The organism is Pseudomonas sp. FP2338 (assembly GCF_030687515.1).
Lineage (GTDB): Bacteria > Pseudomonadota > Gammaproteobacteria > Pseudomonadales > Pseudomonadaceae > Aquipseudomonas > Aquipseudomonas salomonii.
The window spans coordinates 5,601,888-5,626,908 of the sequence record NZ_CP117436.1; the positions used below are offsets into that span (position 1 = coordinate 5,601,888).

24 protein-coding genes are annotated in these 25,021 nt (G+C 60.6%); 13 read left to right on the forward strand and 11 right to left on the reverse strand.

The features are described 5' to 3' along the window. Nucleotides 1–15: 15 nt before the first annotated feature. The 3 genes from thiE to PSH96_RS25330 all read left to right on the forward strand — a co-directional run bounded on the left by thiE (nucleotide 16) and on the right by PSH96_RS25330 (nucleotide 2,763). Nucleotides 16–639 (forward strand): thiamine phosphate synthase, encoded by a 624-nt coding sequence (gene thiE / locus PSH96_RS25320; RefSeq protein WP_305455943.1) that lies wholly within the window; start codon nucleotides 16–18, stop codon nucleotides 637–639. Nucleotides 640–656: 17 nt separating this feature from the next. Continuing rightward, entirely contained in the window at nucleotides 657–1,952 is a 1,296-nt protein-coding gene (hemL, locus tag PSH96_RS25325) for a glutamate-1-semialdehyde 2,1-aminomutase (protein ID WP_058420184.1), read from the forward strand. A gap of 226 nt (nucleotides 1,953–2,178) precedes the next feature. Beyond that, entirely contained in the window at nucleotides 2,179–2,763 is a 585-nt protein-coding gene (locus tag PSH96_RS25330) for a tetratricopeptide repeat protein (protein WP_056861983.1), read from the forward strand. Here PSH96_RS25330 and PSH96_RS25335 read toward each other — a convergent pair. From PSH96_RS25335 to PSH96_RS25365, 7 genes are all read right to left on the reverse strand, one after another. Continuing rightward, a complete protein-coding gene (locus PSH96_RS25335; RefSeq protein ID WP_305455946.1) occupies nucleotides 2,745–3,857 on the reverse strand; it encodes a succinylglutamate desuccinylase/aspartoacylase family protein in 1,113 nt (370 codons plus the stop codon). The genes PSH96_RS25330 and PSH96_RS25335 overlap by 19 nt on opposite strands. A gap of 9 nt (nucleotides 3,858–3,866) precedes the next feature. Beyond that, nucleotides 3,867–4,577, reverse strand: coding sequence for an ABC transporter permease (locus tag PSH96_RS25340; RefSeq protein ID WP_305455948.1), 711 nt, complete (start codon nucleotides 4,575–4,577; stop codon nucleotides 3,867–3,869). After that, entirely contained in the window at nucleotides 4,574–5,290 is a 717-nt protein-coding gene (locus PSH96_RS25345) for an ABC transporter permease (protein ID WP_305455949.1), read from the reverse strand. The genes PSH96_RS25340 and PSH96_RS25345 overlap by 4 nt, the downstream gene beginning before the upstream one ends. 31 nt (nucleotides 5,291–5,321) lie before the next feature. Further along, the gene (locus PSH96_RS25350) at nucleotides 5,322–6,092 is read right to left on the reverse strand and encodes a transporter substrate-binding domain-containing protein (protein ID WP_305455951.1); all 771 of its coding nucleotides are present in this window, start codon (nucleotides 6,090–6,092) and stop codon (nucleotides 5,322–5,324) included. A 36-nt stretch (nucleotides 6,093–6,128) separates the two neighbouring features. Beyond that, entirely contained in the window at nucleotides 6,129–8,186 is a 2,058-nt protein-coding gene (locus tag PSH96_RS25355) for an FAD-dependent oxidoreductase (protein ID WP_305455954.1), read from the reverse strand. Nucleotides 8,187–8,260: 74 nt separating this feature from the next. Further along, a complete protein-coding gene (locus PSH96_RS25360) occupies nucleotides 8,261–9,115 on the reverse strand; it encodes a MurR/RpiR family transcriptional regulator (protein WP_305455956.1) in 855 nt (284 codons plus the stop codon). Nucleotides 9,116–9,220: 105 nt separating this feature from the next. Then, on the reverse strand, nucleotides 9,221–9,547 hold the full coding sequence (locus PSH96_RS25365) for a DUF1820 family protein (protein ID WP_003194436.1): 327 nt from the start codon (nucleotides 9,545–9,547) through the stop codon (nucleotides 9,221–9,223). Between the two features lie 131 nt (nucleotides 9,548–9,678). On the opposite strand from PSH96_RS25365, the gene miaB reads away from it, so the two are divergent. The 5 genes from miaB to lnt all read left to right on the forward strand — a co-directional run bounded on the left by miaB (nucleotide 9,679) and on the right by lnt (nucleotide 15,106). Then, entirely contained in the window at nucleotides 9,679–11,007 is a 1,329-nt protein-coding gene (gene miaB / locus PSH96_RS25370; RefSeq protein WP_305455958.1) for a tRNA (N6-isopentenyl adenosine(37)-C2)-methylthiotransferase MiaB, read from the forward strand. Between the two features lie 228 nt (nucleotides 11,008–11,235). Next, a complete protein-coding gene (locus PSH96_RS25375; protein WP_058420190.1) occupies nucleotides 11,236–12,240 on the forward strand; it encodes a PhoH family protein in 1,005 nt (334 codons plus the stop codon). Continuing rightward, a complete protein-coding gene (ybeY, locus tag PSH96_RS25380) occupies nucleotides 12,233–12,691 on the forward strand; it encodes an rRNA maturation RNase YbeY (protein ID WP_305455960.1) in 459 nt (152 codons plus the stop codon). The genes PSH96_RS25375 and ybeY overlap by 8 nt, the downstream gene beginning before the upstream one ends. A 43-nt stretch (nucleotides 12,692–12,734) precedes the next feature. Continuing rightward, complete coding sequence (locus PSH96_RS25385) at nucleotides 12,735–13,574, forward strand: HlyC/CorC family transporter (RefSeq protein ID WP_305455962.1); 840 nt, start codon at nucleotides 12,735–12,737, stop codon at nucleotides 13,572–13,574. Nucleotides 13,575–13,582: 8 nt separating this feature from the next. Next, the gene (lnt, locus tag PSH96_RS25390) at nucleotides 13,583–15,106 is read left to right on the forward strand and encodes an apolipoprotein N-acyltransferase (RefSeq protein ID WP_305455964.1); all 1,524 of its coding nucleotides are present in this window, start codon (nucleotides 13,583–13,585) and stop codon (nucleotides 15,104–15,106) included. Nucleotides 15,107–15,267: 161 nt separating this feature from the next. On the opposite strand, the gene PSH96_RS25395 is transcribed toward lnt, so the two are convergent. Continuing rightward, complete coding sequence (locus PSH96_RS25395) at nucleotides 15,268–16,029, reverse strand: YdcF family protein (protein WP_305455967.1); 762 nt, start codon at nucleotides 16,027–16,029, stop codon at nucleotides 15,268–15,270. A gap of 104 nt (nucleotides 16,030–16,133) precedes the next feature. Next, nucleotides 16,134–16,445, reverse strand: a complete 312-nt coding sequence (locus PSH96_RS25400; protein ID WP_305455969.1) for a hypothetical protein — start codon at nucleotides 16,443–16,445, stop codon at nucleotides 16,134–16,136. A 262-nt stretch (nucleotides 16,446–16,707) separates the two neighbouring features. On the opposite strand from PSH96_RS25400, the gene leuS reads away from it, so the two are divergent. From leuS to PSH96_RS25425, 5 genes are all read left to right on the forward strand, one after another. Further along, nucleotides 16,708–19,314 (forward strand): leucine--tRNA ligase, encoded by a 2,607-nt coding sequence (leuS, locus tag PSH96_RS25405; RefSeq protein WP_305455971.1) that lies wholly within the window; start codon nucleotides 16,708–16,710, stop codon nucleotides 19,312–19,314. Between the two features lie 88 nt (nucleotides 19,315–19,402). Continuing rightward, a complete protein-coding gene (gene lptE, locus PSH96_RS25410) occupies nucleotides 19,403–20,008 on the forward strand; it encodes an LPS assembly lipoprotein LptE (RefSeq protein WP_305455972.1) in 606 nt (201 codons plus the stop codon). A 39-nt stretch (nucleotides 20,009–20,047) separates the two neighbouring features. Further along, on the forward strand, nucleotides 20,048–21,085 hold the full coding sequence (holA, locus tag PSH96_RS25415) for a DNA polymerase III subunit delta (protein WP_017136058.1): 1,038 nt from the start codon (nucleotides 20,048–20,050) through the stop codon (nucleotides 21,083–21,085). A gap of 228 nt (nucleotides 21,086–21,313) precedes the next feature. Then, complete coding sequence (gene arfA / locus PSH96_RS25420; RefSeq protein WP_003176285.1) at nucleotides 21,314–21,478, forward strand: alternative ribosome rescue factor ArfA; 165 nt, start codon at nucleotides 21,314–21,316, stop codon at nucleotides 21,476–21,478. A 61-nt stretch (nucleotides 21,479–21,539) separates the two neighbouring features. Next, a complete protein-coding gene (locus PSH96_RS25425) occupies nucleotides 21,540–22,865 on the forward strand; it encodes a lytic murein transglycosylase (protein ID WP_305455975.1) in 1,326 nt (441 codons plus the stop codon). Nucleotides 22,866–22,960: 95 nt separating this feature from the next. On the opposite strand, the gene PSH96_RS25430 is transcribed toward PSH96_RS25425, so the two are convergent. Both PSH96_RS25430 and lipA read right to left on the reverse strand, forming a co-directional pair. Continuing rightward, nucleotides 22,961–23,893: an LD-carboxypeptidase gene (locus tag PSH96_RS25430; RefSeq protein WP_305455977.1), complete on the reverse strand. Its 933-nt coding sequence runs from the start codon at nucleotides 23,891–23,893 to the stop codon at nucleotides 22,961–22,963. Between the two features lie 119 nt (nucleotides 23,894–24,012). Next, nucleotides 24,013–25,014 (reverse strand): lipoyl synthase, encoded by a 1,002-nt coding sequence (gene lipA, locus PSH96_RS25435; RefSeq protein ID WP_057444888.1) that lies wholly within the window; start codon nucleotides 25,012–25,014, stop codon nucleotides 24,013–24,015. Nucleotides 25,015–25,021: the final 7 nt, after the last annotated feature.

Consider the following 25,021-nt stretch of genomic DNA (forward strand, 5'->3'; position numbering starts at 1 on the left):
CAAGAGGCCTGCTCGATGAAACTACGTGGCCTTTACGCCATTACCGACAGCCAACTGTTGGCCGGCAAATTCCTTGCCTACGTCGAAGCGGCGCTGGACGGTGGCGTGACCCTGTTGCAGTACCGCGACAAAAGCAGCGACGAAGCCCGGCGCCTGCGTGAGGCCGAGAAGCTGCGCGAGCTGTGCTCACGCTACAAGACCCAGCTGATTATCAATGATGACGCCGAGTTGGCCGCGCGCCTCGGCGTCGGCGTGCACCTGGGCCAGACCGACGGCCCACTGACCCCGGCCCGTGCATTGCTCGGTTCCAAAGCCATCATCGGCGCCACCTGCCACAGCCAGATCGAACTGGCCGAGCAGGCCGCCAAGGAGGGCGCGAGCTACGTCGCCTTCGGTCGCTTTTTCAATTCCAACACCAAGCCCGGCGCGCCGGCCGCCACGCTCGACATGCTGGCCCAGGCCCGCACGCGCCTGCAGTTGCCGATCTGCGTGATCGGCGGCGTCACCCTGGAGAACGCCGAACCCTTGGTGGCCCACGGTGCCGACCTGCTCGCCGTGGTACACGGCCTCTTCGGTGCCGACAGCACCCAGGAAGTCACGCGCCGCGCCCGCGCCTTCAACGACCTTCTTAAAGTTTAAGTGTAGAGAGCCCGATCATGTCCCGTTCCGAAACCCTGTTTGCCAATGCCCAGAAACACATCCCCGGCGGTGTGAACTCCCCCGTGCGTGCGTTCAAGAGCGTCGGCGGCACACCGTTGTTCTTCAAGCATGCCGAAGGCGCCTACGTCACCGACGAAGATGACAAGCGCTATGTTGACTACGTAGGTTCCTGGGGGCCGATGATCCTCGGCCACAGCCACCCTGACGTGCTCGACGCCGTGCGCCAGCAGCTGCAACACGGCCTCTCCTATGGTGCGCCAACCGCCATGGAAACCGAGATGGCGGACCTGGTGTGCTCAATCGTGCCGTCGATGGAAATGGTGCGCATGGTCAGCTCCGGCACCGAAGCCACCATGAGTGCAATCCGCCTGGCCCGTGGTTTCACCGGTCGCGACAGCATCATCAAATTTGAAGGCTGCTACCACGGCCACTCCGACAGCCTGCTGGTAAAAGCCGGTTCCGGCCTGCTGACCCAAGGCGTGCCAAGCTCGGCCGGTGTGCCGGCCGCGTTTGCCAAACACACCCTGACCCTGCCGTTCAACGACATTGCGGCCGTTGAGCAGATGCTCAGCGAAGTGGGCCAGGACGTGGCGTGCATCATCGTCGAGCCGGTAGCCGGCAACATGAACTGCGTGCCACCGGCACCGGGTTTCCTGGAAGGTTTGCGCGAACAGTGCGACAAGCACGGCGTGGTGCTGATTTTCGACGAAGTGATGACCGGTTTCCGCGTGGCCCTCGGCGGCGCCCAGGCTTACTACGGCGTCACGCCGGACCTGAGCACCTTCGGCAAGATCATCGGCGGCGGTATGCCCGTGGGCTGCTTCGGTGGCAAACGCGAAATCATGCAGCACATCGCGCCGCTGGGCCCGGTGTACCAGGCGGGCACCTTGTCGGGTAACCCGTTGGCCATGGCTGCCGGCCTGACCACCCTGCGCCTGATCAGCCGTCCGGGTTTCCACGCCGAGCTGACCGACTACACCACCCGCCTGCTCGATGGCCTGCAACAGCGCGCCGATGCCGCTGGCATCCCGTTCGTGACCACGCAAGCGGGTGGCATGTTCGGCCTGTATTTCAGCGGCGCTGACGATATCGTTACCTTTGATGACGTGATGGGCAGCGATGCCGACCTGTTCAAGCGCTTCTTCCACTTGATGCTCGAAGGCGGCGTTTACCTGGCACCGAGCGCTTTTGAAGCGGGTTTCACCTCGATCGCCCATGGCGAAGCCGAGTTGAAGTTGACCCTGGATGCTGCCGAGCGCGCTTTTGCCGCGCTGAAGCAAGCCCCGAAGTAAGGGACACACACATCTGACGTTGCCCCTCGCAGCGTCAGATTTGCTACTTTGCCTACAGAGATTTCCTGCTTTTTTCGAGAAATCACCTGCAATCCGGCAGATAACTTGCCTACGCAGCAGAAAAACGAGTAAAGACTTTGTAAGCAGGGGCCTGCTTATTTCATAATGCGCGCTTATTGGACTCCCCCGAGGGTCCGCGTGCCCCGTCAGAGGTAAGTCGATTCCCATGAAACGCACCGGCCGCACCCTGGTTCTGGGCTGCCTGTTGCTCCTTCAGCCGCTGCTGGCACATGCCCAGGCAGGCGGCAACTCGTTGTTAATCCCAGCGATGGGTCGTTGCACCCTCAATACCCAGCCAGACAGCCAGGCCGAAGCGCTGAGCGCGTGCCAGAAACAGGCCGACGGTGGGGATGCGCAGGCGCAATACGAGTTGGGCGAGTACTTCCACGACGACAAAAACCCGGCCCGCGACCTCAACAAAGCCCTGAGCTACTTCGAAAAGGCTTCGTTGCAGGGCCATGCCCAGGCGCAATTCCAGCTGGGCAACATGTTCTTCAAAGGCGAAGGCGTGCCGGCCAATAACGTTCAGGCTTACATCGTGCTGAAAATGGCGGCGGTCAACGGCGCCGAAGACGCACTGGACACGGCCGACGAAGTCGCCGAGCACATGCAGCGCGATGAACTGGAAGTGGCCACCCAGGTACTGGGCCAGATCTTCCGCAATTACCTGCAGGAATTACAGAGTGCCGATGGGCGTTCGCCCTTCTCGCCCCTGCCCGACCCAATCGCGCCTCAGGGCGACAACAGGTAGCCCTGCCGGAAAGCCTCTGCACCGGCGACATGCGCAATCGTCATGCCGCTAGTGGCCATGCGCCTTAGTGATCGCACATACAGCAAACCTCCCCGAGTACAGGCAATGGCCGTCACGCTGTCGCTGATCGGGTCAATGATGTGTGCCACGACTTGACCCGCGCTTAAGTAATCCCCGACCTGTGCACAAAACACGATCAACCCGCCCACTGGGCTGACAACGGGCTCAACGCCGGCCAGCGGCGTGGGCGGGTTTAATAATGGCGGCAGCTCAGGTGCCTGGCCCTCGATGACGCCCGCGTGCGTAAGGTAGTCAATCAAACCCTGGCAATCCTGTTCGGCCAGCTCATAACTCACGTCGGCCACACCTCGCAGCTCCAGCGTCACGGCAAAACCGGGCGGCGCCACACGTTGCGGGAAGCGCGCCTCTATCTGCTGCCAAAACAAGCTGAAGCACTCATCGAAGGACTGCCCACCGGCGTCTGTCGCCATAAAGCACGCTTGTGCCCCCAGGTAACGGGCCAGGGGTTCCACTTGTGGCCAGCAAACCGGCGACAAATACAGATGCTGCACGGCCTCGAAATCACAATGCAAGTCGAGCACGATATCGGCATCGCAGGCCAGGCGCTGAAGCGTCAGGCGCATGGCCTGAACCTGGTTGGCGGGCACTTGGCTGGCGAGCACGCGAACCAGCACCGAACGAATCAACCGCAAGTTTTCCTCGGGGTCATCGGTCAGCCGTGCCTCGACGGCATCACCCACCTGCCGGCTGACATCAAGGAAGTGCCGATTGAAGTTCTCCCGGCTGTCGTAATCGAAACGGCCTTGAGGCACATCCATCAACACTTGCTCCAGCCCCATGGGGTTGGCCACCGGCACCAACACCACCTGACCGCGCAATAGACCCGCAGCCTCCAATCGCAACAACCTTAGCTTGAGATGCCACACCACCAACATCCCCGGCAGTTCATCTGCATGCAGGGAAGACTGGATATAGACTTTGCCCACGCCATTGGCCGGGCCGTAGTGAAAACTATGGATCTGCCGCGTCGTACCCGGCACGGTTGCTGGCAATTGATGCACAGATTCATACATGGCGACCTCCTATCGGCTTGGGTCAAGAAATCTCAGCCAACGCTTCTCGGCCAAGTGAAAAAGGCCGACCAGAGCGAAGGTGATGCATAGATAAATAGCCGCGGCGATACCGAAGGACTCGAACGTCAGAAAGGTCGCGGCATTGGCATCCCTGGCCACTTTCAGCACATCGGGGACCGTGGCGGTGAACGCCAACGTGGTGGAGTGCAGCATGAAAATCACCTCATTGCTGTAGTACGGCAATGAGCGGCGCAGGGCCGACGGCATGATCAGATAGGTGTAGAGCTTCCAGCCGTCGAACCCTAACGCCCTTGCAGCCTCTACTTCACCGCGCGGCATGGAGCGGATAGCACCGGCGAGGATTTCTGTGGTGTAGGCGCCCGTGTTAAGGGCAAAGGCCAGCAGTGTGCAGTTAAGCGCATCACGGAAAAAAGCGTCCAGAAGCGGCTGTTCGCGTACAGCCGCCAGGCTGTATATACCGGTGTAAAAGACCAGTAACTGGACATAGAGCGGCGTTCCCCGAAACAGATAAGTAAAGCCCTGCACCGGCCAACGTACCCACGAGCGGGTTGAAACCCGGGCAATGGACAACGGCAACGCCGCTAGCAGCCCAAGGCATAACGAAGCACTGGTGAGCCACAGCGTCATGGCCAGGCCGGTGATTTGCTGACCGTCGGAATAGAGAAACGGCCGCCAATATTCCTGTATCAGTTCAATCATCGCTGCGCCTCCTGCCCTGCACCGCCATAACGGCGCTCAAGCCAGCGCAGCACCGCATTGGAGGCGCTGCTGAGGAGCAGATAAATAAAGCCCGCCAGTAATAGAAAGCTCAATAGCTGCTGGCTGCTTTTGCCAGCCACCTGAGCCACCTTGACCAAGTCTGCCAAACCAATAATCGACACCAACGCGGTAGCCTTGAGCAAGACCATCCAGTTATTGCCAAGCCCCGGCAAGGCGAAGCGCATCATCTGCGCAAAGGTTATGTAGATGAAGCTTTGGCTGGGCTTCATACCCAGCGCTTTGGCCGCCTGTGCCTGCCCACGTGGCACCGCCAACAATGCGCCACGAAAGGTCTCGGTAAAATAAGCACCGTAGATAAACCCCAGCGTCAGTACGCCCGCAGTCAAAGGGTCAATTTCGAGGTAGGCCCAGCCCATCACGGCCGTCAGACGGCTCACAGCGGTTTGCACGCCGTAAAAGATCAGCAGCATCAACACAAGGTCCGGCACCCCACGGATCAAGGTGGTGTAGACCTGTGCTGAAACACGCCAAGCCCTGACGCGTGACAGCTTGGCACCCGCCCCGAGCAGGCCGAAGATCAGCCCCAGCAACAGCGATAACAGTGCCAGCTTCAGGGTCACCCATACGCCTTGCAACAGTAACGGCGCAAAACCCTCCAGGGTCGCGACAAAGCGCGCAACGTTCTCCAGCATGACGAGGCCCTCCAACGATGATGGCGGGCGGTCAGTTGCCGCTGAACATGTCGACGCCTGGGAAATACTGTTCTTGCAGGCGAGCATAGGTGCCATCGGCATGCAGCGCTGCCAGGCCCTGATCCAGCAGGGTCTTCAGCACTTGATTGCCCTTGGCGATGCCAATGGCGCTCATGGAAGGCATCAGCTCGCTTTCTATGACCTTGCCCAATTCGAAACCTGCACCTTGGGGCGAACGCAAAAAGCCACTTTGCGCCTGTTGGGCGTCCTGCAACGAAGCGTTAAGCCGACCCGCCACGAGGTCGGCGTAAACCTGTTCCTGATCGGCGTAGGCCACCACTTTCATGCCCTTAGGGGCCAACACGCGCTTGGCGTAGGCTTCCTGAGTACTGCCCTGCAAATACCCCACGGACTTGCCCTTGGCGTCGCCAAGGTCGGTGCCGGCCTTGAACACCATGGCGGAGGGGCTGGAGAAAACTTCCGAAGAGAAGTCGATGATCTTGCGCCGCGCTTCGGTCACGGTTACCGACGCCAGTATGGCGTCGATCTTGCCGGCCCTGAGGCTGGGAACCAGGCCATCAAAGTCGCTTTCTACCCATTGGCAGCGCACCTTCAAATGCGCGCAGATGGCGTTGCCGATATCAATCTCGAAACCGACTAAAGTACCGGTATTGTCTTTATAGGCAAAAGGGGCGTAGTTAGGGTCGGCACCAAAGCGTATGACGCCATAGTTGTTAGCGGACACCGAGTTGCTCACTACTACGAAGGCCAACACCGATAACATGAGCACTAATTTTTTCATTATTTTATTCCTTGTTATTGTTTGCACAGCAGGACGTTACAACACCTCTAAATGCGCAATTTCGCGCCGCATGACCAACGAGCCGGCGGGCGCATCAAACTCACGCGCCAGCCGATGCCCTGAATACACGGCGGCCGCAATGGTTCCAGGCGCCAGGCAGTCCCCCACCAATGCGACCGATTCAATACCCGCCTCAACGCGTTGCTCAGTTGCCTCGTTGAGTGCCTGGTACAGGCCTTGCTCAGGCTCACGGGAGGTCACCAGCAACAAGGACGCCACGGGAATGAACCTTGGCCGGCCGGTGTACATACACCTGGCAACCGCACCTTCAGGCGTCACCGCCGCTAGCGAGTGGGAGGCGATGATCGTGACATTGAGTTCCAGCAGGCGACGCTGGATGCGGTGTTGTTCAAGCGTGTTATGGGTCCAGGTCGCTACATCCGGCGCCGGGGTGACAAAGATCACCTCCACGCCCTGCGCTACCAACTGCTCTGCCAACACACTGCCCATGTAGTAGTGGTCATCATCGAACAGCAGCACCGGTGAAGCAGGGACTGTTCCGGCCAGCAGATCATCCGGGGTCAATACCGGCAGATGTTCCAAACCCGGCAAGGCCTGGCGCAATGCACGCCCCAGACCATCGGTGCGCCAGCGCGAACCGGTAGCGATAAAAACGTGGGCGGCAGCGAAGTCCAACACGTCCTGGGCTTGTAGCTGACTTTCTCGATATATCTCTACTGAAGGCAATCGGCCGAGGGCGTCCAGCCGGTAGTCGAGCACCCGTGCCCAACTCGCCAACCCAGGCAGCCTGGCTTCAAGAGACACACGCCCGCCCAGCGTGCGAGTGCCTTCGACCAGCGCCACCTCCATGCCCCGCGCGCCCAGTATCCGCGCGCATTCAAGGCCGGCAGGCCCTGCCCCGACCACCAGGGCGCGCGCGGGGTTATGCGCACGGGGCGTCGACTCGGGGTGCCAGCCGCGCCGCCATTCTTCACCCAGGGTGGGGTTTTGCGTGCAGCGCAGCGGGGTGCTGGTGTGGTCACCACTGACACAGACGTTGCAGCCGATACATTCGCGAATCTGCTCCAGACGCCCTTCCTCTATCTTCTTTGGCAAGAAGGGATCGGCAATTGAGGGACGGGCAGCGCCGATCAGGTCCAACACGCCTCGACGCACCAATGAGACCATGGTGTCCGGTGAGGTAAACCGGCCCACGCCCACCACCGGCTTGGTGGTCAGCGCTTTGAGCCCGAGCAGGAACGCCTCTTGAAAACCTTCAGGGGCAAACCGCGAGGTCACGCTGTCGTTGGACCAGTCGGCAACGTTGACATCCCACAGGTCCGGCAGCTCCGCCAACAGCGAAAAAATCTCGCGGCCTTCGCCCTCGCAGGCCAGCCCGCCAGCGACCTGTTCATCCACTGCCAGCCGCACGGCGACTGCGCAACGATCACCCACCGCATCGCGGGTATCTTCAATCAACTCACGCAACAGCCGTACACGATTCTCCAACACCCCACCGTACTCATCGGTGCGCCGGTTATTGCGTGGGGTCAGAAAGTGGAACGGCAGGCCAAGGTCGTGGCCGGCATACACGTAGATAATGTCGAAACCCGCCTGGCGTGCCCGTAACGCAGCAGCGCGATGCATCTGGCGCAGTTGCTTGATATCGGCACGGCTCATGGCCCGGGCTTGCACCGGGTCATAACCACGCACCGGCGTATTGGACGGCGCCCAGGGGATTTCGCGGCTATAGCGGTTGGGCGCCGAATAGCCGTTGAACGCGAGTTCGACGCCGGCCAATGACCCATGCAGATGGACGGCCTCACACATTTTCGCCAGCGCCGGGATGTCGCGCTCATCCCATAAGCGCGCCTCTATGTAGGGCGAAAACTCGCTCAGCGGGCTGATCTCGCACTCTTCCGTACACACCACCCCCCAACCCCCCTCGGCTTTAACCCCGCGCATGGCGGCCATGGCCGAGGGGTGCACATGGCCCATGCCATTACAGTGCGGCACTTGGTAAAAGCGATTACGGGTGCGAACCGGCCCAATGTGTACCGGTTCAAAAAGAATGTCATACCGAGGATCGCGCACAGGGCTACTCCCGAACCAACAAGTTCGCTAATGACAGTTAAATAAAAAGTGTTATTTAAATAACACGTAAGCGGTCAACTCTGGGTGTATCCCACAAACGCCTGATGCAACTGGGCGATCGCATTCAAGTGCTCTTCCATTTCTGGCCCAAGTTGTTTCGACATATCGTTAATCAACAAGTGAGTCATCGATAACATGGTGGCCGTCGAGTCCCATAACAAATCAAACTCGGTGGACACCCTAAACACTTCGTTGGCGTTTTGCTCAGCCCACTCACAAAAGTTGTCGGTTATCAGCGTGACCGCAATGCCGCGTTTGCGTGCCGCTTGGCATAGCAGTAAAGACTGGCGGGAATGGCGTCGCGCTTCATAGACGATCAGCATTGAATCGGCAGACGGCGCCAGCAACACCTCGCCGAAATGCCCTGACGCACCATCCACCAGATGCACGCCTGTACGCAGGTATTGCAACATGTGGACAATGGAGCAGGCGATGCCCCGCTCGGTGCCGAAACCGGCGACAAAAACCTGCGGGCTTTGCGCCAGCCTTGCTGTCACCACGCGCCAAGGCTCGGTGCGGGTGTACTCATAAACCCGCACCAACGCCGCGATCTCCAGTTGCAGGCTGTTGGCCAGCGGGTTTGCATCGCCTTCTGCCTGGAACGCGCGCAGCCGGTCGCCGATCAGCCATGGGCTGTCACCCAGGTCGTCTTTGAGTTCGTGTTTAAGGTCTTTGAAATGCTTGTAGCCCAACGCCCGGCAGAATCGGCCGACGGTGGACTCGCTGATCTGGAGCTTGTGCGCCACCTGCGCCGAATTCTCGAACGGCAGGTCTTTGAGGTTCGCCAGGATATAGGCCGCCAGCGTTCGATAAGCCTGGGACCTGGATGACAACTGTTGTTCGAGGGATTTTTTTATGGATGTGCTCATGGCGTCCTCTCTGCATGGGCACAAACTGCTATTTTTCTGTCAAGTCGTCAACCGAGACTGAAAAGTTTCAGAAGCGTCTTACAAAATCACATCACAAGCGCAGTGTTACTTTTCCGGCATGGGCATCGGAAACGGCATCACATTGCTGGTGCCGCGCGCTTCGCTGATCTTCGGCGTGCCCAGGCGCTCGACTTCATCAATGCGCACAATCGAATGCATCGGCACAAAGCTGCGCACCACGCCTTCAAATTGCGCCTTGAGTTTTTCTTCGCCCGGGTCGACGACCAATTGGGTGCGCTCGCCAAAGACGAACTCTTCCACTTCCAGGAAGCCCCACAGATCACTTTGATAGATCTGCTTGGCGTACATTTCGAACACCTGGCCCTGGTTGAGGAAAATCACCTTGTAGATTGGAGCTTCACGTTTGGTCATGGTGGGCGAACAACACATCGGGGATATAAAAGAGGGCGCGAACTATAGCATGGCACCCGATGCACAGCGCTAGGAACCAATGGGCATGCCCCCTATAATGCGCGGTTCTTTACCACCAGTTGACGATTCCCATGGCCAAGAAGCTTTACATCGAAACCCACGGTTGCCAGATGAACGAGTACGACAGCTCGCGCATGGTCGATCTGCTGGGCGAACACCAGGCCCTGGAAGTCACCGCCCGCGCCGAAGATGCCGACGTCATCCTGCTCAATACCTGCTCGATCCGCGAGCGTGCCCAGGACCGTGTGTACTCGCAGCTGGGCCGCTGGCGTGAATTGAAACTGGCCAACCCGGACATGGTGATCGCCGTCGGCGGCTGCGTGGCCAGCCAGGAAGGCGCCGCGATCCGCGACCGCGCTCCCTATGTCGACGTGGTTTTCGGTCCGCAAACCCTGCACCGCCTGCCGGAAATGATCGACGCCGCACGCATCACCAAGCTGCCGCAGGTGGACGTGTCATTCCCGGAAATCGAAAAATTCGACCATTTGCCCGAACCGCGCATCGACGGGCCGAGTGCCTATGTGTCGGTGATGGAAGGCTGCAGCAAGTACTGCACCTTCTGCGTGGTGCCCTACACCCGCGGCGAAGAAGTCAGCCGGCCGTTTGACGACGTACTGGCCGAAATCATCCACCTGGCCGAAAACGGCGTGCGCGAAGTGACCTTGCTGGGCCAGAACGTAAACGGCTATCGCGGCCAGACCGACGACGGGCGCCTGGCCGACCTCGCGGAGTTGATCCGCGTGGTGGCGGCGGTGGATGGCATCGAGCGTATTCGCTACACCACCTCGCACCCGCTGGAGTTCTCCGACAGCCTGATCCAGGCGCACGCCGAAGTGCCGGAGCTGGTCAAGCACCTGCATTTGCCGGTGCAGTCGGGTTCGGACCGCATTCTGGCGGCCATGAAACGCAACCACACGGCCCTGGAATACAAATCCAAGCTGCGAAAATTGCGCGCCGCGGTGCCGGGTATCTGCATCAGCTCGGACTTTATCGTCGGGTTCCCCGGCGAGACCGAGAAGGATTTCGAGCAGACCATGAAGCTGATCGAAGACGTCGGTTTCGACTTCTCGTATTCGTTCGTCTACAGCCAGCGTCCGGGCACCCCGGCTGCCGATCTGGCAGATGACACCCCGGAAGCGCTGAAAAAAGAGCGCTTGAACGCACTGCAGCATCGCCTGAACCAGCAAGGTTTCGAGATCAGCCGACAAATGGTCGGTTCGATCCAGCGCATCCTGGTCACCGACTACTCGAAAAAAGACCCGGGCGAGCTGCAAGGGCGTACCGAGAACAACCGGATCGTCAACTTCCGCTGCGACACTCCCACCCTGATCGGCCAGTTTGCCGATGTGCACATCGATGCGGCGCAACCGCACTCGCTGCGTGGGTCGCTGGTGGACTGAGCGCTGACCGGATGAAGATCAAAATGTGGGAGCTGGCTTGCCTGCGATAGCGGTGGGTCAGCCGACACATCTGGCACTGACACACCGCCATCGCAGGCAAGCCAGCTCCCACAGTGGATTTTCATGGTTCTTGAGATTGAGCCAGCACTATATAAGTGCTTTCGCACGCCGAGCACTGGCGTTATCCTCTCCTTCACCTAAACAGCCAAAGGGCGGCTAAAAGCAACCTTGAACGCACCCATAGCAGAACCCCATCGTTTTATCCTCGAGCCGTTTGAGGCTCGCCGTTTCGCCAACCTGTGCGGACAGTTCGACGAGCACCTGCGCCTGATCGAACAACGCCTGAGCATCGAGATCCGCAACCGCGGCAATCAGTTCGAGCTTATTGGTGAACCCCAGCACACCACGTCTGCAGAAAACCTGCTGCGCCGCCTCTACCGCGAAACCAAGGGTAGTGAGCTGTCGCCGGAGACCGTGCACCTGTACCTGCAGGAATCCGCCGTGGAAGACTTGGCCAACAACCCGGTGGCCGAAGCCAGCGTGGCCCTGCGCACCAAAAAAGGCATGATTCGCCCACGCGGCTTGAATCAGCAGCGCTACGTCAAGGAAATCCTCGGTAACGATATTAACTTCGGCATCGGCCCCGCCGGTACCGGCAAGACCTACCTGGCCGTGGCCTGCGCGGTCGACGCCCTGGAGCGCGAGCAGGTGCGACGCATCCTGCTGGTACGCCCGGCAGTCGAGGCTGGCGAGAAGCTTGGCTTCCTGCCCGGCGACCTGGCCCAGAAGATCGACCCGTACCTGCGCCCGCTCTACGACGCGCTGTACGAGATGCTCGGCTTTGAATACGTGGCCAAGTTGATCGAGCGCCAAGTGATCGAGATCGCCCCGCTGGCCTACATGCGTGGTCGCACCTTGAACAACAGTTTCATCATCCTCGACGAAAGCCAGAACACCACCGTCGAACAGATGAAAATGTTCCTCACCCGTATCGGTTTCGGCTCCACCGCCGTGATCACCGGCGACGTCACCCAGGTCGACCTGCCCAAGGGCACCAAGTCCGGACTGGCCCAGGTGATCGACGTGCTCAAGGACGTGCCAGGCATCAGCTTCACGCATTTCATGCCCAAAGACGTGGTTCGCCACCCGTTGGTGCAGCGCATTGTCGAAGCCTACGAGCGCTTTGAGCACCGCGATGACGCACCCGCCAAAGACGTGCGCCGCGATGCTTGAGCTAGACCTGCAGCTGGCCACCGAAGCGCCCGCCCCCAGCGAAGCGCAGTTCCGTAAATGGTGCGCCCTGGCCCTGCGCCAGCGCACCGCCGACTCGGAACTGACCATCCGCCTGGTGGACGAGCCCGAAGGCCGTGAACTGAATCACACCTGGCGCCAAAAGGACTACGCGACCAACGTACTGTCCTTTCCCGCCGACGTGCCGGATGAGTTACTGGATATCCCGTTACTGGGCGACCTGGTGATCTGCGTCGAAGTGGTCGAGCGCGAGGCGAAGGAACAAGGCAAGGAACTTGAGGCCCACTGGGCCCATCTAGTCATCCACGGCTGCTTGCATCTCTTGGGTTACGACCATATAGACGATGACGAAGCCTGCGAAATGGAAACACTGGAACAAACGTTGCTTGCTGAACTGGGTCACCCTGATCCGTATGCAGACGACGAAAACTGAAACTACACATAACTGACACAACAAAGGATTTAGAGTAATCGCTATGAGCGAAGACCGATCGAGCAACGGGCAGAAGTCATGGCTGGGTAAACTGACCCAGGCTTTTGCCCACGAGCCGAAAAACCGCCAGGAGCTGCTGGAGCTGCTGCGCGAGGCCCATCAGAACAAGTTGCTGGACAGCGAAGCGCTGGCCATCGTCGAGGGCGCCATCCAGGTGGCTGACCTGCAGGTTCGGGACATCATGGTCCCGCGCTCGCAGATGATCAGCATCAAGGCGACCCAGACCCCACGGGAATTCCTCCCGGCCGTGATCGACTCGGCGCACTCGCGCTACCCGGTGATCGGTGAAAGCCATGACGACGTCATGGGCGTCCTGCTGGCCAAGGACCTGCTGCCGCTGATCCTCCAAGAGAACGGCGACAGCTTCAACATCAAGGACTTGCTGCGCCCGGCCACCTTCGTGCCTGAATCCAAGCGCCTGAATGTGCTGCTGCGCGAGTTCCGCGCCAACCACAACCACATGGCCATTGTGATCGACGAATACGGCGGCGTGGCCGGTCTTGTGACCATCGAAGACGTGCTTGAGCAAATCGTCGGCGATATCGAAGACGAGCACGACGTCGAAGAAGACAGCTACATCAAACCGCTGCCCAGCGGTGATTTCCTGATCAAGGCGCTGACGCCGATCGAGAACTTCAACGAGTTCTTCGACAGCGAGTTCTCGGATGATGAGTTCGACACGGTGGGCGGTTTGGTGATGAGTGCGTTTGGGCACCTGCCAAAACGTAACGAAACCACTGAGATTGGCGCTTATCGCTTCCGCATTCTGAATGCCGATAGCCGCCGAATTCATCTGATTCGCCTGACCCCGATTGCCCGCTAAGGACTGATATGCGCCGTTTCATCGCACCCGGCTGGCCCGGTAACTTGCTGGCCGTGGTGGCCGGCGCCATTACCACCTTGGCGCTGGCGCCCTTCGATCTGTGGCCATTTGCGCTACTGGCCGTCGGGCTGTTCTATATCGGCCTGCGCGAGCTGACGCCACGTCAGGCCTTGGGCCGTGGTTGGTGCTTCGGTTTTGGCCTGTTTGGCGCCGGCACCAGCTGGATCTACTACAGCATCCACCACTTCGGCGGCGCTTCGGTGTTGCTGGCTGGCTTTTTGATGCTGCTGTTTACCGCCGCGATTGCCTGGTTCTTCGCCCTGCCCGCCTGGCTGTGGGCACGCTGGCTGCGTCGTAATGAGGCGCCGCTGGCCGATGCGCTGACCTTTGCGGCGCTGTGGGTTGGCCAGGAAGCGTTTCGTGGTTGGTTCCTGACGGGGTTCCCTTGGCTGTACTCCGGTTACAGCCAACTCGATGGCCCGCTCACCGGCCTTGCGCCACTGGGCGGCATGTGGCTGATCTCCTTTGCCCTGGCGCTGACGGCTGCCGTGCTGTGCAACCTGCCGCGCCTGCTGGCAAGCAAGCGCAACGGCTTCATCGGCGCAGGCTTGGTGTTGTTGGTTGCACCCTGGGCCATCGGCCTGGCGCTCAAGCATCATGCCTGGACCTCGCCCTCCGGCGCACCGCTGACCGTGGCGGCGATTCAGGGCAATGTCGAACAGAGCATGAAATGGGACCCCGCGCAGATCGACGCGCAGTTGGCGCTGTACCGCGACATGAGTTTCAGCTCCAAGCCGGTGGACCTGCTGGTATGGCCGGAAACCGCGGTGCCGGTGCTCAAAGAGTCAGTCGAAGGCTACCTGGGCATGATGGGCAAGTTTGCCGCCGACCGGCACTCTGCGCTGATCACCGGCGTACCGATCCGCCAGGAAGTGCACCACCAGAAGCGCTACTTCAACGGCATCACCGTGGTGGGCGAAGGCGAAGGCACTTACCTCAAGCAAAAACTGGTGCCTTTTGGTGAGTACGTGCCGCTGCAAGACATGCTGCGCGGGCTGATCGCTTTCTTTGACCTGCCGATGTCGGACTTCGCCCGCGGCCCGTCCGATCAGGCGATGCTGCAAGCCAAGGGCTATCAGATTGCGCCGTTCATTTGCTACGAAGTGGTGTACCCGGAATTTGCCGCAGGCCTGTCGGCCCAGAGCGATTTGCTGCTGACCATCAGCAACGACACCTGGTTCGGCCGCTCCATTGGCCCGCTGCAACACCTGCAAATGGCGCAGATGCGTGCGTTGGAAGCTGGCCGCTGGATGATCCGCGCCACCAACAATGGCGTGACCGGCCTGATCAACCCGTTTGGGCAGATCACCGCGCAGATCCCGCAGTTTGAACGCGGGATTCTCTACGGCGAAGTGGTGCCGATGCACAACCTGACGCCGTACCTGCAATGGCGCTCGTGGCCGTTGATCATTGTGTGTCTGGGCTTGTTCGGCTGGGCGCTGCTGGCGGGGCGGATGTCCAAAACGGTCTGACTCTGAGCGACACTACAAAATCAATGTGGGAGCTGGCTTGTGTGGGAGCGGGCTTGCTCGCGAATACGGTGTATCAGTTAACGAATAAGCTGACTGACACACCGCTTTCGCGAGCAAGCCCGCTCCCACATGAACCGCTTTCCACATTTAAAATTGCGGCGTTATCGGTAAAACACCCGATACCCCACCTGCCCCACCGCCTCGTTGATCAACTGTCCGCTCTGCCACACCGACTTGACCTCGGGCATCCAGCCGCCCAGCGGCCGGGCATTGTCCACACCCAAAAAGCCTACCGGCCCCGGCACCACGGTAAAGCCGGCCTTCTCGAAACTCCACACCGCACGCGGCATGTGCCAGGCTTGGGTTACCACCACCACACGCTTGATGCCTTGGGGCAACAGAATCTCGGCACTCATCTGCGCGTTTTCCCAGGTGGTACGGCTGCGCTCTTCCTTCCAGCGCACTGTCACGCCGAAGTCATCCTGCATCGACACGGCCATCAACTCCGCCTCGCTGGGCGGCGTGCCGTAGTGCAAGCCACCACTGGTCAACACCGGCAACCCGGATGCCTTGGCCAGACGCGCGGCATAACGCTGGCGCTCAAGCCCTGTACCGGTGGGCTGATCGGTGCCCCACGCAGGGTCGCCGCGCTCACGCCCAGAGCCCAGCACCACAATCGCATCAGCGCGCTGGGCCAGCGTCGCCCATGCTTCACGGGCCAACGGTGGCTCGGTCTCCAAGGCATGCGCGCCCCATTGCACCATCACCGGCAGGCTGATCAACCACAGCCCCCCGAACCCCACGGCAAAGCAGCCTCCGGCCAGGCGCGGGCGACTTTTACGCAACCACCAGGCAAGCGCCAGCAGCAGCAAAAAAAGGCCGGGCGGCAAGAGCAATTGTTTAATGAAATAACGAAAAGGCATCGGGCATCTCCAAAGATGCCCGAAGCCTAGATGCAACGGGGTTTAGCGACAATCTTTACTAACCTGTTTCGAGACGACTCAAAGGTTAACGTGGTGCTCCACGTTTACCGTGCGGCCCGACGTTTGTCGGGACCGCGACCCGCAGACACATCTTTCAGCCAGATCACCTTGGCCGAACACATAGGCTCTTGGGCGGGCGGGGCAGCCCGTTCCTCGCAGGCACGGTGGTGATTCAATTCCAGGTAGCCCTTGATCAATTCAAGTTCAGCCTGGCTCAAGCCTCGCAACTCCAGCTCCAGAGGCCGCTCATCAAGCAATCGGCCTGCGGTTCTTGCGGCATCCAATGCACGACCCAAACGGTCGATCAGTCCTTCATACAATTGCGGTTTCATTAAAGTTCGCTGCGATTCAACCATCCCCTCACCTCATTGAAGATAAGACTCACTCCCCAATAAACAGCGTAGTCCCCGTGGCTGCGCCTGCCTCGCGCCGCGACAGACGGCCCTCGCCGCGCAATCAGGGTTTCCCTCGATAGAGTGGGGTCATGTATGCTACGGCGCTTCCTGTAACTCCACTTCCCGCAGGGTTTGGGCACGGACGCGCCGCTTTTTGGTGTCGATCAACCTGAATGTTGTACCGAAGAGGATTAGGCCACCCCTATTCAGTTCAAAAGTAGCCATGCACGAACAATATCAGCCCCGTGAAATAGAAAATGCCGCCCAAACCTTCTGGGACGAGCAAAAGTCCTTTGAAGTCAGTGAACAGCCAGGCAAGGAGACTTACTACTGCCTATCGATGTTCCCTTACCCCAGCGGCAAGCTACACATGGGGCACGTGCGTAACTACACCATCGGCGACGTAATTTCCCGCTACCAGCGCATGCTCGGCAAAAACGTCCTGCAACCTATGGGTTGGGACGCCTTCGGCATGCCGGCGGAAAACGCCGCGATGAAAAACAACGTGGCGCCCGCCAAGTGGACCTACGAAAACATCGCCTACATGAAAACCCAGCTGCGCAGCCTGGGCCTGGCGGTGGACTGGTCCCGCGAAGTGACCACCTGCAAGCCCGATTACTACCGCTGGGAACAGTGGCTGTTCACGCGCCTGTTCGAAAAAGGCGTGATCTACCGTAAAAACGGTACCGTGAACTGGGACCCGATCGACCAGACCGTACTGGCCAACGAGCAAGTCATCGACGGTCGCGGCTGGCGTTCCGGCGCGGTGATCGAAAAGCGCCAGATCCCGATGTACTACTTCAAGATCACGGCCTACGCCGATGAACTGCTGTCGAGCCTCGATGACTTGCCGGGCTGGCCTGAACAGGTCAAGACCATGCAGCGCAACTGGATCGGCAAATCCAAGGGCATGGAAGTGCAGTTCCCGTACAACGTCGATTCGATCGGCGAAGCCGGCGCACTCAAAGTCTTCACCACCCGCCCCGATACCCTGATGGGCGCGACTTACGTCGCCGTGGCCGCCGAGCACCCGCTGGCCACCCAGGCTGCACAGAACAATCCTGAGCTGCAAGCGTTCATCGCCGAATGCAAAGGCGGCAGCGTGGCCGAAGCCGACGTTGCCACCCAAGAGAAAAAAGGCCTGCCAACCGGCCTGTTCGTCGAGCACCCACTGACGGGCGAAAAACTCCCGGTGTGGGTCGCCAACTACGTGTTGATGCACTACGGCGATGGCGCAGTCATGGCGGTGCCGGCCCACGACGAGCGCGATTTCGAGTTCGCCACCAAGTACAGCCTGCCGATCAAATCCGTGGTGCGTACCAGTTCCGGCGAGACCAACCCGGCCCCGTGGCAAGACGCCTACGGCGAGCACGGCACGCTGATCAACTCCGGTGAGTTCGACGGCCTGGACTTCCAGGGTGCCTTCGACGCCATCGAAGTTGCCTTGATCAAGAAAAACCTCGGCGCCTCGCGCACCCAGTTCCGCCTGCGCGACTGGGGCATCAGCCGCCAGCGCTACTGGGGCTGCCCGATCCCGATCATCCACTGCGAAACCTGCGGTGACGTGCCGGTGCCGGAAGACCAGTTGCCGGTGGTCTTGCCTGAAGACGTGGTGCCGGATGGCGCCGGTTCGCCATTGGCGCGCATGCCCGAGTTCTACGAGTGCACGTGCCCTAAATGCGGCGCACCTGCCAAGCGTGAAACCGACACCATGGACACCTTCGTCGAGTCCTCGTGGTATTACGCCCGCTACGCCTCGCCACACTATGAAGGCGGCCTGGTAGAAAAATCCGCAGCCGACCACTGGTTGCCGGTGGATCAATACATCGGCGGCATCGAACACGCGATTCTTCACCTGCTCTACGCGCGCTTCTTCCACAAGCTGATGCGCGACGAAGGCTTGGTGAGTTCCGATGAGCCGTTCAAGAACCTGCTGACCCAAGGCATGGTAATCGCCGAGACTTACTATCGCCGCGAAGCCAATGGCGCCTACACCTGGTTCAACCCGGCGGACGTCGAGCTTGAGCGTGACAGCAAAGCCAAGGTAATCAGCGCCAAGCTGAAATCCGACGGCCTGCCGGTGGAAATCGGTGGCACCGAGAAGATGGCCAAGTCCAAGAACAACGGCGTTGACCCACAGTCGATGATCGATCAGTTCGGCGCCGACACCTGCCGCCTGTTCATGATGTTCGCCTCGCCGCCCGACATGAGCGCCGAATGGTCCGACTCCGGGGTTGAAGGTTCGCACCGCTTCCTCAAGCGCGTCTGGCGCCTGGCGCACGCCCATGTCAGCCAGGGTTTGCCGGGCAAACTGGACGTGCCGTCGTTGAGCGATGAGCAAAAAGCCATCCGTCGCAGCACCCACCTGGCCATCCGCCAGGCCAGCCAGGACGTGGGCCAGAACCACAAGTTCAACACCGCCATCGCCCAGGTGATGACGCTGATGAACGTGCTGGAAAAAGCCCCGCAAGCCACCGAACAGGACCGCGCGCTAGTACAGGAAGGCCTGGAAGCTGTGGTGTTGCTGCTGGCGCCAATCACGCCGCACATCAGCCATGAGCTGTGGAGCCGCCTGGGCCATACCGATGCGGTCATCGATGCGCGCTGGCCGGTGCAGGATGACAGCGCGCTGGTGCAGGACACATTGCAACTGGTTATCCAGGTTAACGGTAAACTGCGCGGCCAGATCGACATGCCTGCCAGCGCCAGCCGTGAAGACGTGGAAGCCGCAGCGCGCATCAACGAAAACGTGCTGCGCTTTACCGAAGGCCTGACGATCCGCAAAGTGATCGTAGTGCCGGGCAAACTGGTCAACATCGTCGCCAGCTAATCGGATCGGGCGCAGGGCTTGAGCCCTGCGCCGAACTAAACCTTTAAGGCCTCGATAAGGCCAACATGGTTTCAAGGGGAGCAACAAAATGATCAAACGCAATTTGCTGGTGATGGGCCTCGCTGTGCTGCTGAGCGCTTGCGGCTTCCAGCTGCGTGGCACCGCCACCAATGAACTGAGCATCAAGGAACTCGACGTCAGCGCGCGCAACGCCTACGGCGATACCTTGACCCAACTGCGCCAGACCCTGGAAAGCAGCGGTGTACGTGTGGCCTCCGGCGCGACTTACAAACTGAACCTGGTGGACGAGAAAGAAACCCAGCGTAACCTCAGCTACGCCAGTGCCGGCCGTGCGTCGGACATTGAGCTGAACACCCTGGTCGTCTATGAACTGCAAGGCCGCGACCACCTGCCATTGATGGGTGACAAGGTTGAAGTGCAGAAAGTTGTCAGCCATGACGGTAACAACCTGGTGGGCTCGGACTCGGAGATCATCCAGGTTCGCAAGGAAATGCGTCGCGAGCTGATCCAGCGCCTGATGATTCGCCTGCAACAGCTGACGCCGGAAAAACTCGCCGCCTTGCAGCTGACCGCCGACAACAAGGCCAAGGCTGACGCCGACGCCCTGAAAGCTGCGCAGGAATACGAAGACAACACGCCGAAACAATCGCCTGCCGAAGTCCCTGTCGAGTAAGCCAGACGGGGCGCCCCTGGCGCCCCGTTCGCCCTGCCTATGAAACTTGCCCCCGCCCAACTCGCCAAGCACCTGCAAGGTGGCCTTGCGCCTGTCTATATCGTCAGCGGTGATGACCCGTTGCTGTGCCAGGAGGCGGCCGACGCGATTCGCACCGCCGCACGCCAGCAAGGCTTCGATGAACGCCAGGTGTTCAGCGCCGACGCCAGTTTCGACTGGGGCACGCTGCTGCAAGCCGGTGCGAGCATGTCGTTGTTCGCCGAGAAACGCCTGCTGGAACTGCGCCTGCCTTCGGGCAAGCCCGGTGACAAAGGCGCGGCGGCGTTGATGGAATACTGCTCACGCCCCGCTGAGGACACGGTGCTGCTGATCAGCTTGCCCAAGCTCGATGGCAGCGCGCAGAAAACCAAGTGGGGCAAGGCGCTGGTAGAAGGCCCGCAAACCCAGTTCATCCAGATCTGGCCAGTGGACAGCAACCAACTGCCGCAGTGGATACGTCAGCGCCTGTCGCAATCAGGGCTGTCGGCAACGCAAGATGCCGTCGAGCTGATCGCCGCCAGGGTCGAGGGCAACCTGCTTGCCGCCGCCCAGGAGATCGAAAAGCTCAAGCTGATGGCCGAAGACGGGCAGATCACCGTCGAAACCGTCCAGGGCGCAGTCGCTGATAGCGCGCGCTTTGATGTGTTCGGGTTGGTGGACGCGATTCTCAATGGCGAACCCGCCCACGCCCTGCGCATGCTCGAAGGCTTGCGCGGCGAAGGCGTGGAACCACCGGTGATCCTGTGGGCGCTGGCTCGAGAGTTGCGAGTGCTGGCCAATATTGCCCTGCAATACAGCCAAGGCACGCCGCTGGACAAATGCTTCAGCCAGGCCAGGCCGCCGGTGTGGGACAAGCGCAAACCCCTGATGAGCAAAGCCCTGCAACGCCATTCGGCGCAACGCTGGGCGCAGCTGTTGCTGGAAGCGCAGCGCATCGATGCGCAGATCAAAGGCCAGGCGGCGGGCTCGCCGTGGATGAGCCTGAGCCGTTTGTCACTGTTGATGTCTGGCCAACGCCTGACACTCCCCGCCGAATAACCCCACTGTCCCTTGTGGGAGCTGGCTTGCCTGCGATAGCGGTGTGTCAGCCACTACATTTTTGCTGATGGACCGCTATCGCAGGCAAGCCAGCTCCCACATTGACCGTGCCCACTTGATAATGTGAAACCACCTACACATCGCCGGGCTTTACAGCCGCGCCACTTCGGCAGATGATTTGCACCGCTTCATCCCACCTCAAGCCCCCACCTCAAGAGAGTACCGAACATGAGCAAAAAGCCATCCAAGCATGGCCCCAACAAGGCCAAATCCATCATCGCCCAGCCACTGTTCCGCAGCCGTCAGGAACGCGCCGGCAAGGGCAAAGGCAGCTACCGCCGCGAAGCCTTCCAGTCTAATAGCTGGGAGGCTTCTTACTTTCTGGCTGCCTGAAGGCAAGTGCCCCTCCGGCATGATAAGGTCGGTACTTGATTTGTAATCCCTGGACCTGTGCATGCCCTCTAGCCTTTCCCGTCGTTGGCACCTTCGCCAACTGATCGCTGCCTCCAGCCTCATTCTGCTTGTCGCCTGCGCCGAGAAACCCACCGCCGCGGACGCGCAACCCCTGCCAACGCTCAAGACCGTGCCTGCCGTCGCGCCTGCCGTGGTCCCCCCTTTGGCCGTGGACAATCTTGATATCCAGCCGACCCAGACCTTTGCCGAATGGCAGGCTGGCTTTCGTGCGCAAGCCCTGAGCGCGGGGATCACACCCGCCGTCTTCGATAACGCCTTTGCTGGCGTGACGCCCGACATGGCGGTGATTCGCGCCGATCGCAGCCAACCGGAATTTTCCCGCCCAGTATGGGAATACCTCGACGGTGCCCTGTCGCCGGTACGCGTGCGTAATGGCCAAGCGTTGCTGATCAAGTACGCCGATATCCTGCAACGCATCGAAGAGCGTTATGGCGTTGACCGCCAGGCACTGGTTTCGGTGTGGGGCATGGAAAGCAACTTTGGCCAGTTCCAGGGCAATAACTCGGTGATCCGATCGCTCGCGACCCTGGCCTATGAAGGCCGCCGCCCGGCGTTCGCCCAGGCGCAACTGCTGGCGGCGCTGCAGATCATCCAGCATGGCGATATCTCTGCCGACCAGATGAAAGGTTCGTGGGCCGGGGCCATGGGTCAGACCCAGTTCATCCCGACCACCTACAACACCCATGCCGTGGATTTCGATGGCGACGGTCGCCGCGATATCTGGAACAGCCCGGGCGACGCCCTCGCCTCCACTGCGCACTACCTGCAAAGCTCCGGCTGGCAGCGTGGCCAGCCGTGGGGCTTTGAGGTGAAACAACTGCCGGCGAACTTCGATTACGCCCTGGCCGACGGCGGCATACGCAAGACCGTTGGCGAGTGGATGAGACTCGGCATCCAGCTGCCACCTGGCGCGAGCATGCCGCCGAACGTCGAGCACCTGTCCGCCGCCCTGCTGCTGCCGGCCGGTTACCGTGGCCCGGCGTTCCTGGTGCTGGATAACTTCCGCGCGATCCTCAAGTACAACAACTCGTCGTCGTACGCGCTGGCCGTGGGCCTGCTCTCGGAGCGGTTTGCTGGCGGCGGCGTGATTCGCGGCGACTGGCCCAAGGATGAGCTGCCGCTGAGTCGTTCACAGCGTATTGATTTGCAGACGGTGCTGAGTGCCAAGGGCTATGACGCGGGCAACCCGGACGGGATTATCGGCGCCAACACGCGCAAGGCGATCCGGGCGGCGCAGCAGTCGTTGGGTTGGCCGGCGGATGGGTTTCCGACAGTGAAGCTGCTGGAGTCGTTGCAGAGCCGTTAGATCGGCCTATGGCGACTGCCGTCATCGCAGGCAAGCCAGCTCCCACCTTTGGAATGCATTTTCCTGTGGGAGCTGGCTTGCCTGCGATAGCACTCTCAGGGCTTGAACACTACATCCTGCTCCAACACCAACTGCTGCTCCCCCGCATCCAGGCGCACCAGCGCGCCCATCGGCAGCGTCAGGTTCGGATCGCAGTGCCCGCTGCGCCAGCCGGACAGCACCGGAATGCACAGCGGCTCGAACGTCTGCTTGAGCAGGCGCTCCAATGCCGCCTTGTCCACCCCCGATACATCCCCGACCAGCACACCGGCGACCTGGCACAGCTTGCCCGCCAGGCGCAAATGGGTCAGCAGTCGGTCAATTCGGTAGAGCGGCTCGTTGACGTCTTCGATAAACAGAATGATGCCTTCAGCGTCGATCTCAAACGCCGTGCCCATCACCGCGGCAATCATCGACAGGTTGCCACCGAGCAAACGCCCGCAGGCGATACCCGGCTCGATCGTAGTCAGCGGGTAAGCAACCGGGTGTGCCAGCACGCTGCACTCGCTCAGTTGCCCGCGCAGCATGCTGAACAACGATGACTCGGTGGGCTGCTGCTTGTCACCGAGCAGGTCAGCGTTGAGCATTGGCCCATGAAAGGTCACAAAACCCGCGTAGCGGTTGATGGCCAGGTGCAATGCGGTGATGTCGCTGTAGCCCACGAACGGCTTGGGGTTGGCACCAATCAGGTCGAAATCGAGCTGGTCCAGCAGACGTGGTGTGCCGTAGCCGCCCCGCAGGCAGAAGATGGCATCGATTTCGGGATCGGCAAACGCCGCATGCAAATCGCGCAGGCGCACCTCGTCGCTGCCGGCCAGGTAGCCATCGCGCTCATACACACCGGGGAATATGCGCAGCTCATGGCCACGGGCGCGCATCCACTGGCCGGCTTTTTCAACATCCAGTGCGGCAGGGCCGGCGGGGGCGATCAGGCCAATCACGCCTTCGGGGCGCAGGGCAGGCACGGCAGCCGAGAGTTGAGTCGTCATCCATGGTTCTCCGTGGTTGGATACCCAGGCACTCTAGCCAGAGATGGGTGCAAACAGAAGGGAGAAAAGGAGGGAAACGCTGTAGGAGCAGTTCGGCTGCTCCTACAGAGGGGAAGCGCTTACGAAACCAGGCTCGCCTTGACCAGCTTGGCTTGCTCATCGGCGTGGTACGAGGAACGTACCAGCGGGCCCGAAGCCACGTTCTTGAAGCCCATCTTGTAACCTTCCTCGGCGAACCAGGCGAAGGTGTCCGGGTGCACGAAACGCTGCACCGGCAAGTGGCTGCGCGACGGTTGCAGGTACTGGCCCAGGGTCAGCATGTCGATGTCGTGTTCGCGCATGCGCTTCATGACTTCGATGACTTCTTCGTCGGTCTCGCCCAAGCCCAGCATCAGGCCGGATTTGGTCGGGATGTGCGGCATCATCTGCTTGAATTTTTGCAGCAGGGTCAGCGACCACTGGTAGTCCGAACCCGGGCGCGCGGCCTTGTACAGGCGTGGCACGGTTTCCAGGTTGTGGTTGAACACATCCGGTGGCTCGGCCGCGGTGATTTCCAGCGCGACGTCCATGCGACCACGGTAGTCCGGCACCAGGGTTTCGAGCATCACGTTCGGCGATAGCTTGCGGATCTCGCGGATGCAGTCGGCAAAGTGCTGGGCACCGCCGTCACGCAGGTCGTCGCGGTCTACGGAAGTGATCACCACGTATTTGAGTTTCAGGTCGGCAATGGCAATCGCCAGGCTTTCCGGCTCATTGACGTCCAGCGGCTTCGGCCGGCCGTGGCCAACGTCGCAGAACGGGCAACGACGGGTGCAGATGTCACCCATGATCATGAACGTGGCGGTGCCGCCGGAGAAGCACTCGCCCAGGTTCGGGCAGGAGGCTTCTTCGCACACACTGTGCAGCTTGTGTTTGCGCAGCAGGGCCTTGATACGGTCGACTTCCGGCGAAACCGGGATGCGCACGCGGATCCAGTCGGGCTTCTTCGGCAGTTCGGTGGTCGGGATGATTTTCACCGGGATGCGTGCAACCTTCTCGGCGCCGCGCAGCTTGACGCCGGCTTCGACCTTGGCACGCGGGGCCGGGGCCGGACGCTCGGTGATGTCCAGCGTCGGGATCATGGTTTGC